Source organism: Pseudomonas sp. KH_027 (genome assembly GCF_057838565.1).
Window position 1 is genome coordinate 1 of sequence record NZ_CM174470.1, and the last position, 15,517, is coordinate 15,517.

A 15,517-nucleotide genomic window follows, 5' to 3' on the forward strand; every position below is an offset into this window, starting at 1 on the left:
GTGTCCGTGGAACTTTGGCAGCAGTGTGTAGAGCTTCTACGCGATGAGCTGCCTGCCCAGCAATTCAACACTTGGATTCGCCCATTGCAGGTCGAAGCGGACAGCGACGAGCTGCGCATCTATGCGCCGAATCGTTTTGTCCTTGATTGGGTCAACGAGAAATACCTGGGGCGGTTGCTGGAACTGCTGGGTGAGCGCAGCGATGGCATGGCGCCGGCGCTATCCTTATTGATCGGCAGCAAGCGCAGTGCGGCTGCTCGGGTGGCCTCTACCGCGCCGCCAACGGCAGCGGCTGCCCCTGTAAGCGCCGCGCCGCGCAGCAGCGAGCCGGCAGCGGCAATTACCAATGAACCCTCGCGCTCCAGCTTCGACCCGATGGCCGGCGCCAGCAGCCAGGCGGCACCGGCGCGCACCGAGCGCTCGGTGCAGGTAGAAGGTGCGTTGAAACACACCAGCTACCTGAACCGCACCTTTACCTTTGAAAACTTTGTCGAGGGTAAATCCAACCAACTTGCCCGCGCCGCGGCCTGGCAGGTGGCGGACAACCCCAAGCACGGCTACAACCCATTGTTCCTGTATGGCGGTGTGGGCCTGGGTAAAACCCACCTGATGCATGCCGTGGGCAATCACCTATTAAAGAAGAATCCGAATGCCAAGGTGGTGTACCTGCATTCGGAGCGCTTTGTCGCAGACATGGTCAAGGCATTGCAGTTGAATGCGATCAACGAGTTCAAGCGCTTCTACCGTTCAGTGGATGCCCTGCTGATCGACGATATTCAGTTTTTCGCCAAGAAAGAGCGTTCCCAGGAAGAGTTTTTCCACACCTTCAACGCGCTGTTGGAAGGTGGTCAGCAGGTGATTCTCACCAGCGATCGCTACCCTAAGGAAATCGAAGGTCTGGAAGAACGCCTCAAGTCGCGTTTCGGCTGGGGCCTGACGGTGGCGGTGGAGCCGCCGGAACTGGAAACCCGGGTCGCGATCCTGATGAAGAAGGCCGACCAGGCCAAGGTCGATCTGCCTCATGATGCGGCATTCTTCATCGCCCAGCGCATTCGCTCCAATGTGCGTGAGCTCGAAGGTGCGTTGAAACGGGTGATCGCCCACTCGCACTTCATGGGCCGCGATATCACCATCGAGCTGATCCGTGAATCGCTGAAGGATCTGTTGGCGCTGCAAGACAAGCTGGTCAGCGTCGATAATATCCAGCGTACGGTCGCCGAGTATTACAAGATCAAAATCTCCGATCTGCTTTCCAAGCGCCGTTCGCGCTCTGTCGCGCGACCGCGCCAGGTCGCCATGGCCTTGTCGAAAGAGTTGACCAACCACAGCCTGCCGGAAATTGGTGACGCCTTCGGCGGTCGTGATCACACTACGGTATTGCATGCTTGCCGTAAGATTGCTGAACTTAGGGAATCCGACGCGGACATCCGCGAGGACTACAAGAACCTGCTGCGCACGCTGACCACCTAAACCCCACGACGCAGCCCACGAGGCAAGGGACGAGACCATGCATTTTACTATTCAACGCGAAGCCCTGTTGAAACCGCTGCAACTGGTCGCCGGCGTGGTTGAACGCCGTCAGACTTTGCCGGTACTGTCCAATGTATTGCTGGTAGTCGAAGGCCAGCAGCTGTCGCTGACCGGCACCGACCTGGAAGTCGAACTGGTTGGCCGTGTCACGCTCGAAGAGCCGGCTGAAGCGGGTGAAATCACCGTGCCGGCGCGTAAGCTGATGGATATCTGCAAAAGCTTGCCGAATGACGCGCTGATCGATATCCGCGTCGATGAGCAGAAGCTGGTGGTCAAGGCGGGTCGTAGCCGCTTTACCTTGTCGACGCTGCCGGCGAATGATTTCCCGACGGTCGAAGAAGGCCCGGGCTCGTTCACTTTCAATCTGGTGCAAAGCAAGTTGCGGCGCTTGATCGAGCGCACCAGTTTTGCCATGGCGCAGCAGGATGTGCGCTATTACCTGAACGGCATGTTGCTGGAAGTGCAGACCGGCGTGTTGCGTGCGGTCGCTACCGATGGTCACCGTCTGGCGATGTGCTCGATGGAAGCCAGCATCGAACAGGCCGATCGGCATCAGGTGATAGTGCCGCGCAAGGGCATTCTGGAATTGGCGCGTTTGCTCACCGAGCAGGACGGCACAGTCAGCATCGTCCTGGGCCAGCATCATATACGGGCGACTACCGGTGAATTCACCTTCACCTCGAAACTGGTCGACGGCAAGTTCCCGGATTACGAACGCGTGCTGCCCAAAGGTGGCGACAAGCTGGTGTTGGGCGATCGCCAGGCACTGCGCGAAGCGTTCAGCCGTACGGCGATTCTCTCCAACGAGAAGTACCGCGGTATCCGCCTGCAACTGGCGGCCGGGCAGCTGAAGATCCAGGCCAACAACCCCGAACAGGAAGAAGCCGAGGAAGAAGTGGCGGTCGACTACAACGGCGGCAACCTGGAAATCGGTTTCAACGTCAGCTACTTGCTCGATGTACTGGGGGTGATGACCACTGAGCAGGTTCGTCTGATCCTGTCCGACTCCAACAGCAGTGCGTTGGTGCAGGAATCCGACAACGACGATTCCGCTTACGTCGTAATGCCGATGCGTCTCTGACGCTGACGTGAAAACCGCCTGATGTCCCTCAGTCGCGTCACGGTCACCGCGGTGCGCAATCTGCACCCGGTGACCCTCTCCCCCTCCCCACGCATCAACATCCTTCACGGCGCAAACGGCAGCGGCAAGACCAGCCTGCTGGAAGCCATCTATCTGCTCGGGCTCGCCCGTTCCTTTCGTAGTGCCCGCTTACTGCCGGTCATTCAATATGAGCAATTGGCTTGTACGGTATTCGGCCAGGTCGAGTTGGCTGAAGGTGGCCATAGCAGCTTGGGCATATCCCGTGATCGACAGGGCGAGTTCCAGATTCGTATCGATGGCCAGAATGCACGCAGCGCGGCGCAATTGGCCGAGACACTGCCGCTGCAACTGATCAATCCAGACAGTTTCCGCTTACTCGAAGGCGCGCCGAAGATCAGGCGACAGTTTCTCGATTGGGGAGTGTTCCACGTGGAACCTCGCTTTCTACCGGCCTGGCAACGCCTCCAGAAGGCCCTGCGGCAGCGAAACTCATGGCTGCGACATGGTACACTTGACGCCGCGTCGCAAGCGGCCTGGGACCGTGAACTGTGCCTGGCCGGCGATGAAATTGACGGTTACCGGCGAGCCTATATTCAGGCACTGAAACCGGTGTTCGAGCGCATCCTCGCCGAGTTGGTTGAAATCGACGGGTTATCGCTGAGTTATTACCGAGGCTGGGACAAAGAGCGTGAGTTGAATGAAGTGCTGGCCACTTCCCTCCTCCGTGATCAACAGCTTGGCCATACGCAAGCGGGCCCCCAGCGAGCGGATCTCAGGCTTCGGCTTGGTGCGCATAATGCGGCGGAGATACTTTCTCGCGGCCAGCAAAAGCTAGTGGTCTGCGCCTTGCGCATTGCCCAAGGGCATCTGGTCAGCCAGGCCCGTCGCGGTCAATGCATTTATCTGGTGGACGACTTGCCGTCAGAGCTGGACGAGCAGCACCGCAAGGCTTTGTGTCGGTTGTTAGAAGATTTGAACTGCCAGGTTTTTATCACCTGTGTAGACCATGAATTGTTGCGGGATGGCTGGCACACGGATACGCCGGTTGCCATGTTCCACGTGGAACATGGCCGTATCACCCAGACCCACGACCATCGGGAGTGAAGGCATGAGCGAGAATCAAACGTACGACTCCTCCAGCATTAAAGTGCTGAAAGGGCTAGATGCCGTACGCAAGCGTCCTGGTATGTATATCGGGGATACCGACGATGGCAGCGGTTTGCACCACATGGTGTTTGAGGTGGTCGATAACTCGATTGACGAAGCCCTGGCTGGCCATTGCGACGATATCAGCATCATCATCCATCCGGACGAGTCCATTACCGTGCGCGACAACGGTCGTGGCATTCCGGTAGACGTCCATAAAGAAGAAGGTATTTCCGCAGCAGAGGTCATCATGACCGTGCTGCACGCCGGCGGTAAGTTCGACGACAACTCCTACAAAGTATCCGGCGGCCTGCACGGTGTAGGTGTTTCGGTGGTGAACGCGCTGTCTGAATTGCTGGTACTGACCGTACGGCGCAGCGGCAAGATCTGGGAACAGACCTACGTCCACGGCGTGCCTCAAGAACCCATGCGGGTAGTCGGCGACAGCGATAGCACCGGCACCGAGATTCACTTCAAGCCTTCGGCCGAGACCTTCAAGAACATCCACTTCAGCTGGGACATCCTGGCCAAGCGGATTCGCGAACTGTCCTTCCTCAACTCCGGCGTCGGTATCGTCCTCAAGGACGAGCGCAGCGCCCGGGAAGAGCTGTTCAAATACGAGGGTGGTCTGCGTGCCTTCGTCGAATACCTGAACACTAACAAGACCCCGGTCAACCAGGTATTCCACTTCAATGTCCAGCGTGAAGACGGCATCGGTGTCGAAATCGCCCTGCAGTGGAACGACAGCTTCAACGAGAACCTGTTGTGCTTCACCAACAACATTCCACAGCGCGATGGCGGTACCCACCTGGTGGGTTTCCGTTCGGCACTGACACGTAACCTGAACACCTACATCGAACAGGAAGGTCTGGCGAAGAAGCATAAAGTCGCCACCACCGGTGACGATGCCCGCGAAGGTCTGACCGCGATCATTTCGGTCAAGGTGCCGGACCCTAAATTCAGCTCGCAGACCAAAGACAAGCTGGTCTCCTCCGAGGTGAAAACCGCGGTCGAACAGGAAATGGGCAAGTACTTCTCCGACTTCCTGTTGGAAAACCCTAACGAAGCCAAGGCCGTAGTCGGCAAGATGATCGACGCTGCCCGCGCCCGTGAAGCCGCGCGTAAAGCCCGCGAGATGACCCGCCGCAAAGGCGCGCTGGATATCGCCGGCTTGCCGGGCAAACTGGCCGACTGCCAGGAGAAAGACCCGGCGCTTTCGGAACTCTACCTGGTGGAAGGGGACTCTGCTGGCGGCTCCGCCAAGCAGGGACGTAACCGCAAGACCCAGGCGATCCTGCCGCTCAAGGGCAAGATCCTCAACGTCGAACGTGCGCGTTTCGACCGGATGATTTCTTCCGCGGAAGTCGGCACGCTGATCACCGCCCTGGGTTGCGGTATCGGTCGCGATGAATACAACATCGAGAAGCTGCGCTACCACAACATCATCATCATGACCGACGCCGACGTCGACGGTTCGCACATCCGTACTTTGTTGCTGACCTTCTTCTTCCGCCAGTTGCCCGAGCTGATCGAGCGTGGCTACGTCTACATCGCCCAGCCGCCACTGTACAAGGTGAAGAAGGGCAAGCAAGAGCAGTACATCAAGGACGACGAGGCCATGGAGGAATACATGACCCAGTCGGCCCTGGAAGATGCCAGCCTGCACGTCAACGACAACGCGCCTGGGATCGCTGGCGAGGCGCTGGAGCGCCTGGTCAACGACTTCCGCATGGTAATGAAGACTCTCAAGCGTTTGTCGCGCCTGTACCCGCTGGAGCTGACCGAGCACTTCGTCTACCTGCCGGCCGTCAGCCTCGACAACCTGGCGAACCAGGCGTCGATGCAAGGTTGGTTGGAGTTGTTCAACGAGCGTCTGCGTACCGTCGAGAAGTCCGGCCTGGTCTACAAGACCAAGCTGCGGGAAGACCAGGAGCGGCATTTGTGGTTGCCGGAAGTCGAGTTGATTTCCCATGGTGTCTCCAACTACATCACCTTCAACCGCGACTTCTTCGCCAGTAACGACTACAAAACCGTTACCAGCCTCGGCGACCAATTGAACAGCCTGCTGGAAGAAAGCGCCTACGTGAAGCGTGGCGAGCGTAAGAAACCCGTGACCACCTTCAAGGAAGCCTTGAACTGGTTGTTGGCCGAAAGCACCAAGCGCCACAGCATCCAGCGCTACAAAGGGCTGGGCGAAATGAACCCGAGCCAGTTGTGGGAAACCACCATGGACCCGGACGCGCGCCGCATGCTCAAGGTGACCATCGAGGATGCGATCAGTGCCGATCAGATCTTCAACACCTTAATGGGCGATGAAGTAGAACCGCGTCGCGAGTTCATCGAAAGTAACGCTTTGGCGGTCTCCAACCTGGACTTCTGATTCTGTCGACGGGCAGGTTAATTGGCATGATTTAACGAGTTATTGTCATGACAATTTCTGTCACTACCCCGGCCTAGCGCCGGGGTTTTTCTTTGTAGATCAGGCTTTTAGGCATAGCCACACAGCCACGCATAGGCGAGCTGTGTAGTGAAGCTACAAGGAAGAGGCGAAAAATCTCGTTTTGGCGTGGACGAATTCTGGGAGATTCGGCGGGACGGCTAGAGCGCTTCAATTTATGCCAATCAAAAGGGCATCGCCCATCAGCAGTCATAACTGATGGGCAGTGCGATGCGACACGCTTGCGGTTTCTTTAAAACAAACCGCATGCTGATGACCCTGCCACCCTGCCACCCTGCCACCCTGCCACCCTGCCACCCTGCTGTAGGTGGGCAAAGTTATTTGCCATTTCGGTCAAAGTTAAGTGGTTCGGCCAAAGTTAAATGGCCACACTAAAGCCCCTGTCAGTATCGCTGCCAGGGGCTTTTGCTTATGAGCTTCTTTGACCGAGTTATCAGTTCAGCCTGAAGAGGGGCTCAGGTACCATCACCTTATTTAAGACAGATCCAACCTGAGGGAGGTCTGTCGGTTTCCATAAGGAGCTGTACGCATGCTGACCGGTGAAATACGTAGCCAGATCGACGCCATCTGGAACGCCTTCTGGTCAGGGGGGATAGCCAACCCCTTGGAGGTCATGGAGCAGATAACCTATTTGCTGTTCATCCGGCGTCTTGATGAAGAGCAGATGCTGGCGGAGTCAAAGGCCCGCATTCTTGGCCAACCTATCCGCAATCCTATCTACCCTGCTGGTAAGGACGATAAAGGTCGTTCTTACGAAGATCTGCGCTGGTCGCGGTTCAAGAATTTCTCCCCGAGTGAGATGCACCAGGTTGTCGGGGAGCATGTTTTCCCTTTCCTGCGACTGATGGGCGGTGATGGTTCTACCTACGCGCACCATATGAAGGATGCGCGCTTCACCATTCCAACGCCTGGCCTGCTGTCCAAGGTTGTCGATCTGCTCGATCACATATCTATGGATGACCGCGATACCAAAGGCGACATCTACGAGTTCATGCTCGGCAAGATCGCCAGTGCGGGGCAGAACGGTCAGTTCCGAACTCCGCGCCACATCATCCAGTTAATGGTCGAGCTAACAGCACCCACGCCCAAGGATGTGATTTGCGACCCTGCCAGCGGTACCTGCGGCTTCTTGGTGGCGGCAGGCGAGTATCTGCGCGACAACCACGCCAATTTGTTCAAGGACGGTGCGTTGCGCGATCACTTCCATGGCGGTCTTTTTCACGGATACGACTTCGACAACACCATGCTGCGTATCGGCAGCATGAACATGATGCTGCACGGCGTGGATAACCCGGATATTCGCTACAAGGACTCGCTGTCCGAAGAGCATGCTGGGGATGAGGAAAAATACTCGCTGATCCTCGCAAACCCGCCATTTGCGGGCAGCTTGGATTATGAGAACACAGCTAAGGATCTGCTCAGCATCATCAAGACCAAGAAGACCGAGTTGCTATTCCTCGCCCTCTTCCTGCGTCTGCTAAAACCTGGTGGCCGGGCTGCGGTGATTGTGCCGGATGGAGTGCTGTTCGGCTCCAGTAAGGCGCATAAGGAGTTGCGCCGTATTCTGGTGGAAGATCAGAAGCTGGATGGCGTGATCTCCCTGCCCTCCGGTGCTTTCAAGCCTTATGCCGGTGTTTCCACCGCCATCTTACTGTTCACCAAGACCAACTCAGGCGGCACCGACCATGTGTGGTTCTATGATATGCAGGCCGATGGTTGGAGCCTGGACGACAAACGTCAACCGCTGCTGGATGAAGCCAAGCTTGGCCCCTGTCCTGCTCGGGTGCTGAGCGAAGCCGAGCACGCCAAGAACAACCTGCCGGATGCGCTGACCCGCTGGCAGCAGCGAGATGGCGGCGAACGGAAACGTACCCGTACTGAGCAGAGCTTCAGTGTGCCCAAGGCCGACATTGCGGAGCAGGGCTACGCCCTTTCCATCAATCGTTACAAGGAAGTGGTACATGAAGTGGTTGAGCACGATCATCCGCTGGACATCCTGAAGTCACTGAATGAGTTGGAGAAGGACATTCAGAAGGACATGGCGGAGCTTGAGGGGATGCTTAGGTGAGCTTTCCTACAACGACTGTCGGCGCTGTTCTCCTAGATATCGTCGCCGGAAAGAGCATTCAAACTCTAGAGCGACCCGCAGCTGCGCATGAGTTTGGAATTCTTAAAGTCAGCGCGGTGACGTGGGGTGAATTCCGCCCTTATGAAAACAAAGCGATGCCCGCGGATTACAACCCAGGCGATTGTCCTCGCCCCATGAACGGAGACATTTTGATTTCACGTGCCAATACACGCGAACTCGTCGGCGCACCCATCATGGTCTTGGGAGACCATCCAAATTTGCTGCTTTCGGATAAGCTGCTCAAGCTAATTCCTGATGAGATGGCGGTCGACCGCAGATACCTCCTAAGAGCCCTCCGTTCGCCAGCGGCAAAAAGTCATTTCTTCAAGCGTGCCAGCGGCTCAAGCGGTTCTATGACCAACATTACACAGGTCGATATTCGGTCGGCGCCAATTCCTCTGCCGTCCCTCCCCGAACAACGCCGTATCGCCGCCATCCTAGATAAAGTTGATGCTATTAGAGCTAAGCGCCAAGAAACCTTGGCCATGATTGACAGTCTTGCGCAGTCGATTTTTGAGGAGATGTTTGGCGACCTTATGTCACCAGCCGCAAAATGGAAAATTGTTCCGGTATCTAGTTTTGTCGCTGGTTTTGAAAGCGGTAAGAGTGTGGCAGCAGATGACGAGGAGGACGAAACATCACGGTATCGGGTGCTCAAGGTAAGTGCTGTTACGTCGCTTGAATTCAAACCGAATGAATCTAAGGCCGCGCCGCCCGAACACATCCCCCAGAGTTCACACTTTGTTAAGCCAGGGGACTTACTGTTCAGCCGTGCGAATACAGCTGAATTGGTAGGTGCGACGGCCTACGTCTCCGAAACGACAGATCACCTATTGCTTCCCGATAAGCTGTGGCGATTTGTTTGGCATGAGGAACCACTGGCATCCCCTCATTTTGTAAATTATTTGTTCCGGCAGAAAAAATTTCGGGCGGAAGTTAGCCGCCGTGCCTCTGGTTCTAGCGGGTCGATGAAAAACATCTCACAAGAGAAGGTTCTTTCGATTGAAGTTGCCCTTCCTCCTCTTGTTCTTCAGAGGCAGTTTGCCGATTGCATTACGAAAATTATGGCAGTGAAGGCAAGTCATTCATCTGCGGCTGAGCACACTGACAAACTGTTCGTGACAATCCAACACAGAGCTTTTAGAGGGGAGCTCTAATGCGAGGTGAGTTCATCGGAGTTTGGTCTGAGACGTGGAGAGCAATATGGCTCCCGCTTGCCGAAATAGAAGAAGCCCCATCGGACATGTTCTGCGAGCTGTATAGGGAACTGGTCACCACATTCGCAGTAAGGCCCAGCGTGGAAGAACTTGCCGATGTGATTGATGACCCAGAGCAGGGCTGGCAGGCCTTTGAAGCATCTGGAGCGACTGAGTTTACTAGCGAAAAGGCATTGGTGCGCTTCTTTGAGGCGGCGTTCGAGATACTAGAGGACTTGCAGGGTGACGGATTATCAAATCGCTACTTCGTCCTCTTGTCCGATTTCATTGAAAAGTTCAGCCTCGGTTACTCTCTCCGACGCCCATGCACCCTAAGTCCAACGCTGCCAGGCATGTTTGCTGACTTGACGGGAGCACTGAAGCGTTTTGCCAGTTCCGATGAGCACCTTTCTGCATTGTTCCACGCTCATGAAGAGGCCATAAGGGATCTTCGATATGGAGCGACTGAGGAGCGCATCAAGACCTGTATTGGTCGTCAGGTCATGCTGCTGGAGGCGATTGCCTCGCGCGCTGACGAAGTAACAGCGAATACTTTAGGAGACATGTGTAACCAATTGACTTCTTGGCCGCATGCGACCATCAAAGAATCGCTAAAGAAATTGTACGGCTTTGCATCGGACTACCCGGGGATTCGCCATGCAGGCAATCCAGCCGGACGTCTCCGTGGAATAGAGGCCCGAGACCTAGCAGCGCTTTCCATCATGCTGATGGGCTACGCGCCGTACCTCACCTTCACGCTGGATACAAATCTTAGTTCGCTTGTAGATTCCTAAGGACGGTGCAGTCTATGCAGCAACAAAACATCCCCATCGGCACGCTAGTGGATATGTATAAGCGCGGCGAACTGCGACTACCAGAGATTCAACGCCATTATGTCTGGCGAGCCACCCGCGTGCGTGACCTGCTTGATTCGCTGTACCGGGGATATCCTAGCGGCTCGATCTTGATGTGGGAAACCGATGAGCCGGTGCCTACCCGCGACTTCGCCATTGCCCAAGAGACGAACGCTTTTGCCGGCCGCAAGCTTTTGCTGGATGGCCAGCAGCGCCTGACCTCCCTCACTGCTGTGCTTAATGGCGATCTGGTTTCTGTACGAGGTCGCAAGCGACCCATCGATATCCTGTTCAACCTGGAACATCCAGAAGGCCCGCCTAGCTACGACACTGAGGTCACCACGGACGAAGAGTCGCCGGTTGCAGGAGATGATGATCTGAACGATGAGGCTGAGGAAGCCGAAGACAACGAACAGGGCATCTTAGAAAAGATGAACCGTCGCACTTTTGTGGTGGCCAGTAAGAATCTGGCATCTCTGCCACAATGGGTTTCCGTGAGTGCTGTTTTCCGCACGGCCAATGATGCGGAGATACTGGAAAAAGCCGGTATCGAGTCGTTCAAAGATCCGCGCTATCAGAAGTATTCCGACCGCCTGAAGCGACTTCGAGCCATCAAAGACTATCAGTACGTGGTGCACGTGCTGGAGCGCAACATGAGCTATGAGGAGGTCACCGAGATTTTCGTTCGGGTGAACTCGCTCGGTGCCAAACTGAAATCCTCTGATCTGGCGCTGGCGCAGATGTCCTCGCGCTGGCCGAATCTTCTCAAGGAATTGGAAGCGTTTCAGGACGAGTGTGAGCAGAGCTGGTTCACCATCGAGTTAGGTCATCTTGTGCGTTCCGTTGTGGTGTTCGCGACTCAGCAGTGTCTATTCCGTACGGTTGCTAGCACTCCGGTGGACAAGCTGAAACAGGGCTGGAAGCAGGCCCAGGAAGGGTTGCGGTTTGCCATCAATTTTCTGCGTACCAATGCGGGGATCGAAGATGAATCGCTGCTCTCCTCGCCCATGTTCATTCATGTGCTGGCAGCGGTCAGCCGAATTAAGGACAACAAGCTGACGGCGGATGAGCAAAACCAGCTGCTGCACTGGCTGCTTGTGGCCAATGCTCGTGGCCGCTATTCACGGGGTTCAACTGAAACCCTGCTTAATGAAGACCTATCCATTCTGTTCAATACCGGCAATATCGCGGCGTTGATGGAGTCGGTGAAGCGACAGTTCGGACGACTCACGGTTGAGGCGAATGATCTGGCTAAGCGTGGTGTGAACAGCCCACTGTTCTCCCTGGCTTACCTGGCGCTCAAGGCCGCAGGTGCGAAGGATTGGTACAGCGGCCTTGGTTTATCCCTGACCCATCAGGGCAAGCTGCACTTTATCCAGTGGCACCACATCATTCCCAAGTCTCTGCTGAAAGCCGATTACGAGACGGGCGAGATCAACGAGATCGCCAACATGGCCTTCATAACGGGCCAGACCAACCGGCGCATCAGTAACAAGGAAGCCACGCAGTACCTGGCCGATATCATCACCAAGCAGGGCAAAGAGGCATTGACCAGCCAGTGCGTGCCAACTGACTCTGCCCTGTGGTCGACCGAGCGCTATCGAGATTTCTTGCAGTACCGACGAGAAGCGCTTGCAGAACGGATGAATGCCTTTATCAGGGAGAAAGCCAAGGTATGAGCAATTTCGCCTTCCTAGCAACTGAATGGACATTGCTGCATGAAGCAGCCAGTAAAGCGGAAGGCGCAGTGAACAGCGATCCGCGCACGGCCTGCTTCTACGCCCGGCGTGCGTTGGAAATCGCTGTGGCCTGGCTCTATACCCACGACAAGTCCTTCCGGTTGCCCTATCAGGACAACCTCAGCGCGCTGATCCATGAGCCGACCTTTCGCGATGGGGTCGGCAATGCGCTGTTCACCAAGGCACGGTTGATCAAGGATCTGGGCAATCTGGCCGTTCATGGCACCAAGAAGATCGCTTCGTCTGATGCGCAGAACACCACCCGTGAGCTGTTTCATTTCTGCTATTGGCTGGCCCGCACCTACGGGCGTACTTCGCGCCCAGCTGGCAGCCTTACCTTCTCCCTAGATCTGCTGCCCAAGCCCTCCGGAGCTGCTCCTCAGACTGCCGAGCAGTTGGTGAGGCTGGAACAACGGCTGAAGGAAAAGGACGACAAGCTCTCCGAGGTGCTGAACCGGCAGGCCGCACTGAATGAAGAGCTGCAACGCCTACGCGAACAAGTGGCGGCAGCCAAGAAGGAAAACGCGGCGGTTCCGGATAACCATGATTATTCAGAGGCCGAGACCCGTAAGGCCTTTATCGACCTGCTACTCAAGGAAGCCGGATGGCATCTCGACCCGCTGAAGAACTTCGAGGTTGAAGTCATTGGCATGCCCAATGGCGAGAACACCGGATTCGTGGACTATGTGCTGTGGGGCGATGATGGCAAGCCGCTGATGCTGGTCGAAGCGAAGCGCACTACCAAAAGCCCCTATGAGGGGCAGCAGCAAGCCAAGTTGTATGCCGACTGTCTGGAGCAGATGCACGGCCAGCGCCCAGTAATCTTCTACAGCAATGGTTATGAGCACTGGGTCTGGGACGATCTGGCCTACCCACCCCGTTCTGTTCAGGGCTTCTTCAAGAAGGATGAGCTGGAATTGCTAATCCAGCGGCGCAACAGCCGCAAAGCTCTGGCTGAGATGGTGATCGATAGCGAGATCGTCGAGCGCTACTATCAAACCCGCGCGGTGCGCCGTGTGGGCGAGACCTTTGAGGTCGACCGGCAGCGCAAGTCGCTACTGGTGATGGCCACCGGTAGCGGCAAGACCCGCACGGTGATTGCACTGGTCGATCTGCTGATGCGCGCTAACTGGGTCAAGCGAGTGTTGTTTCTGGCGGATCGAGTCGCGTTGGTGAATCAGGCTGTAGGGGCCTTCAAGAGCTATCTGCCTGACGCTTCGCCGGTCAACTTGGTGACGGAGAAGCACACCGAAGGGCGCGTGTATGTCTCTACCTACCCGACCATGATGGGCATCATCGATGAAGCTCAAGATGGCCAGCGTCGCTTTGGTGTCGGCCATTTCGACTTGATCGTGATCGATGAGGCGCATCGCTCGATCTATCAGAAGTACCGAGCGATCTTCGACTACTTCGACTGTCTGCTGGTAGGTCTCACGGCGACCCCCAAGGATGAGATAGATAAGAATACCTATGGCCTGTTCGACCTGGAAACTGGTGTACCGACCGATGCCTATGGCCTAGATGAGGCCATTGCGGATCGCCACCTGGTTCCGCCTATTGCCATCTCGGCACCCCTGAAGTTCCAGCGCGAAGGTATTCGCTATGCCGACCTCAGCGAGGAGGAAAAGGAGCAATGGGATGAGCTGGAGTGGAACGAGGAAGGTACTGTTCCAGTCGAGGTCGATCCTGCCGAACTGAATGAGTGGTTGTTCAACTTCGATACCGTCGACAAGGCACTCAAGTTGTTGATGACTAAGGGTCATAAGGTGGCCGGTGGTGACCGCCTGGGCAAGACCATCATCTTCGCTAAAAGCAATCCGCACGCAGAGTTCATCGCCGAGCGCTTCAACATCAGCTATCCGCACTACAAGGGCCATTTCGCCCGCGTGGTGACCTACAAGACAGAGTATGCACAGTCGCTCATCGACGACTTCTCTAAGAAGGACAAGATGCCCCATATCGCAATCTCGGTGGACATGCTCGATACCGGCATTGACGTACCCGAGGTAGTGAACCTGGTCTTCTTCAAGGTGGTGCGCTCCAAGACCAAGTTCTGGCAGATGGTCGGGCGTGGCACCCGCCTCTGCAAAGATCTGTTTGGCCCCGGCGAGGACAAGCAGAATTTCTTCATCTTCGACTTCTGCCAGAACCTGGAATTCTTCAGTCAGAACCCGGAGTTCACCGAGGGCAGCTCTGCGGAGCCGCTGGGTACTCGGCTGTTCAAGGCGCGCCTGGAGATGATTACCGAGCTAGACAAGAAGCTTCAGTCTGATGATCAGGTGGTTGAGTCTGACGCTCCTACTAATGGGGATCAGCTCACGGTCAGTCAGTTGCGCCAGGAAACCGCTGCCCTGCTCCGCGAGAAAGTGGTGCTGATGAATATGGATAACTTCGTAGTCAGACCCCAGCGCAAGTTCGTGGAGAAGTTCGCCCAGGCAGGAGCTTGGCAGGCGATTGGCCCCGAGGAGTTCCACGAATTGATCTCCAAGATCGCTGATCTGCCCTCAGAGCAGGTTGACGACAATGAAGAGGCCAAGCGCTTCGATATGCTAATTCTGCGCACGCAGTTGGCGATTCTCCAAGCCAAGCCGGATTACCTGACCCTCAAGGAGAAGATCCAGGTCATCGCCGCGTCTCTTGAAGCCGAAATCAGCATTCCTGCCATCAAGGCCGAGATCATCCTAATCCAGGCTCTGGGCAGTGAGGAGTGGTGGGAGGGCGTGACTCTGCCAATGCTGGAGGCCGTACGCCGCCGTTTGCGGGCATTGATTCGCCTGATTCCTAAAGGGCAGAAGAAGATCGTCTACTCAAACTTCGAGGATCAGCTTGGCGAGGGTGTACTGATCCACCTGCCACAAGTGACGGCAGGCCTAAACATGCAGAAATTCAAGGAGAAGGCGCGTGCCTTCCTGAGGACTCATGAGAGCCATCTGTCCTTGCAACGGTTGCGACGTAATCAGGCACTGACACCTGCTGACCTAGTTGAACTGGAAAAGATGCTGATCGATGCCGGAGGCTCACCGGCGCTGATCGATGAGGCCAAGGAACAGAGCCATGGCTTAGGTATTTTCATCCGTTCCCTCGTAGGACTCGATTACGAAGCAGCCATGCAGGCTTTCAGCGAGTTCATCAATGGCAGCACAGCTACCCCGAACCAGATTGAGTTCATTGAGCTGATCATCCAGGAGCTGACGCAGACAGGGGTGATGGAGCCTGCGCGGCTGTTCGAGTCACCTTTCACCGATATGAACGCGCAAGGCCCAATAGGGATATTCCCAGATGCGACGGTGACTAGGATTGTGGATGTGCTGATGAGAATACGGGCGACGGCTGTGGCGTAGGTTTACCGAGTAAGTGCCCATCA

General features: G+C 56.1%; 9 protein-coding genes. All 9 read left to right on the forward strand.

What is annotated here, in order from left to right; translation table 11 throughout:
• Window positions 1-1,470, forward strand: coding sequence for a chromosomal replication initiator protein DnaA (gene dnaA / locus AC3IYG_RS00005; RefSeq protein ID WP_489311684.1), 1,470 nt, complete (start codon window positions 1-3; stop codon window positions 1,468-1,470).
• A 37-nt stretch (window positions 1,471-1,507) separates the two neighbouring features.
• Window positions 1,508-2,611, forward strand: a complete 1,104-nt coding sequence (gene dnaN / locus AC3IYG_RS00010; RefSeq protein WP_489311685.1) for a DNA polymerase III subunit beta — start codon at window positions 1,508-1,510, stop codon at window positions 2,609-2,611.
• A gap of 21 nt (window positions 2,612-2,632) precedes the next feature.
• Window positions 2,633-3,736, forward strand: coding sequence for a DNA replication/repair protein RecF (gene recF, locus AC3IYG_RS00015; protein WP_489311686.1), 1,104 nt, complete (start codon window positions 2,633-2,635; stop codon window positions 3,734-3,736).
• A gap of 4 nt (window positions 3,737-3,740) precedes the next feature.
• Entirely contained in the window at window positions 3,741-6,158 is a 2,418-nt protein-coding gene (gene gyrB / locus AC3IYG_RS00020; protein ID WP_489311687.1) for a DNA topoisomerase (ATP-hydrolyzing) subunit B, read from the forward strand.
• A 607-nt stretch (window positions 6,159-6,765) separates the two neighbouring features.
• Window positions 6,766-8,304 carry a type I restriction-modification system subunit M gene (locus AC3IYG_RS00025; protein WP_489311688.1) on the forward strand — a complete coding sequence of 513 codons (1,539 nt, stop codon included), beginning with the start codon at window positions 6,766-6,768 and terminating at the stop codon, window positions 8,302-8,304.
• Window positions 8,301-9,521, forward strand: a complete 1,221-nt coding sequence (locus AC3IYG_RS00030; RefSeq protein WP_489311689.1) for a restriction endonuclease subunit S — start codon at window positions 8,301-8,303, stop codon at window positions 9,519-9,521. Before AC3IYG_RS00025 ends, AC3IYG_RS00030 begins: the two co-directional genes overlap by 4 nt.
• Window positions 9,522-9,661: 140 nt before the next feature.
• Entirely contained in the window at window positions 9,662-10,354 is a 693-nt protein-coding gene (locus AC3IYG_RS00035) for a hypothetical protein (RefSeq protein WP_489311690.1), read from the forward strand.
• A gap of 14 nt (window positions 10,355-10,368) precedes the next feature.
• Window positions 10,369-12,093 (forward strand): GmrSD restriction endonuclease domain-containing protein, encoded by a 1,725-nt coding sequence (locus AC3IYG_RS00040; protein ID WP_489311691.1) that lies wholly within the window; start codon window positions 10,369-10,371, stop codon window positions 12,091-12,093.
• Window positions 12,090-15,494 carry a DEAD/DEAH box helicase family protein gene (locus tag AC3IYG_RS00045; protein ID WP_489311692.1) on the forward strand — a complete coding sequence of 1,135 codons (3,405 nt, stop codon included), beginning with the start codon at window positions 12,090-12,092 and terminating at the stop codon, window positions 15,492-15,494. Before AC3IYG_RS00040 ends, AC3IYG_RS00045 begins: the two co-directional genes overlap by 4 nt.
• The last annotated feature ends 23 nt before the right edge of the window (window positions 15,495-15,517 follow it).

What these genes read in the sequence shown, in the direction of transcription:
- dnaN (WP_489311685.1), top strand. Translation starts at nt 1,508, where the DNA reads ATGCATTTTACTATTCAACGCGAAGCCCTGTTGAAACCGCTGCAACTG.
- recF (WP_489311686.1), top strand. Translation starts at nt 2,633, where the DNA reads ATGTCCCTCAGTCGCGTCACGGTCACCGCGGTGCGCAATCTGCACCCG.
- gyrB (WP_489311687.1), top strand. Translation starts at nt 3,741, where the DNA reads ATGAGCGAGAATCAAACGTACGACTCCTCCAGCATTAAAGTGCTGAAA.
- AC3IYG_RS00025 (WP_489311688.1), top strand. Translation starts at nt 6,766, where the DNA reads ATGCTGACCGGTGAAATACGTAGCCAGATCGACGCCATCTGGAACGCC.
- AC3IYG_RS00040 (WP_489311691.1), top strand. Translation starts at nt 10,369, where the DNA reads ATGCAGCAACAAAACATCCCCATCGGCACGCTAGTGGATATGTATAAG.
- AC3IYG_RS00045 (WP_489311692.1), top strand. Translation starts at nt 12,090, where the DNA reads ATGAGCAATTTCGCCTTCCTAGCAACTGAATGGACATTGCTGCATGAA.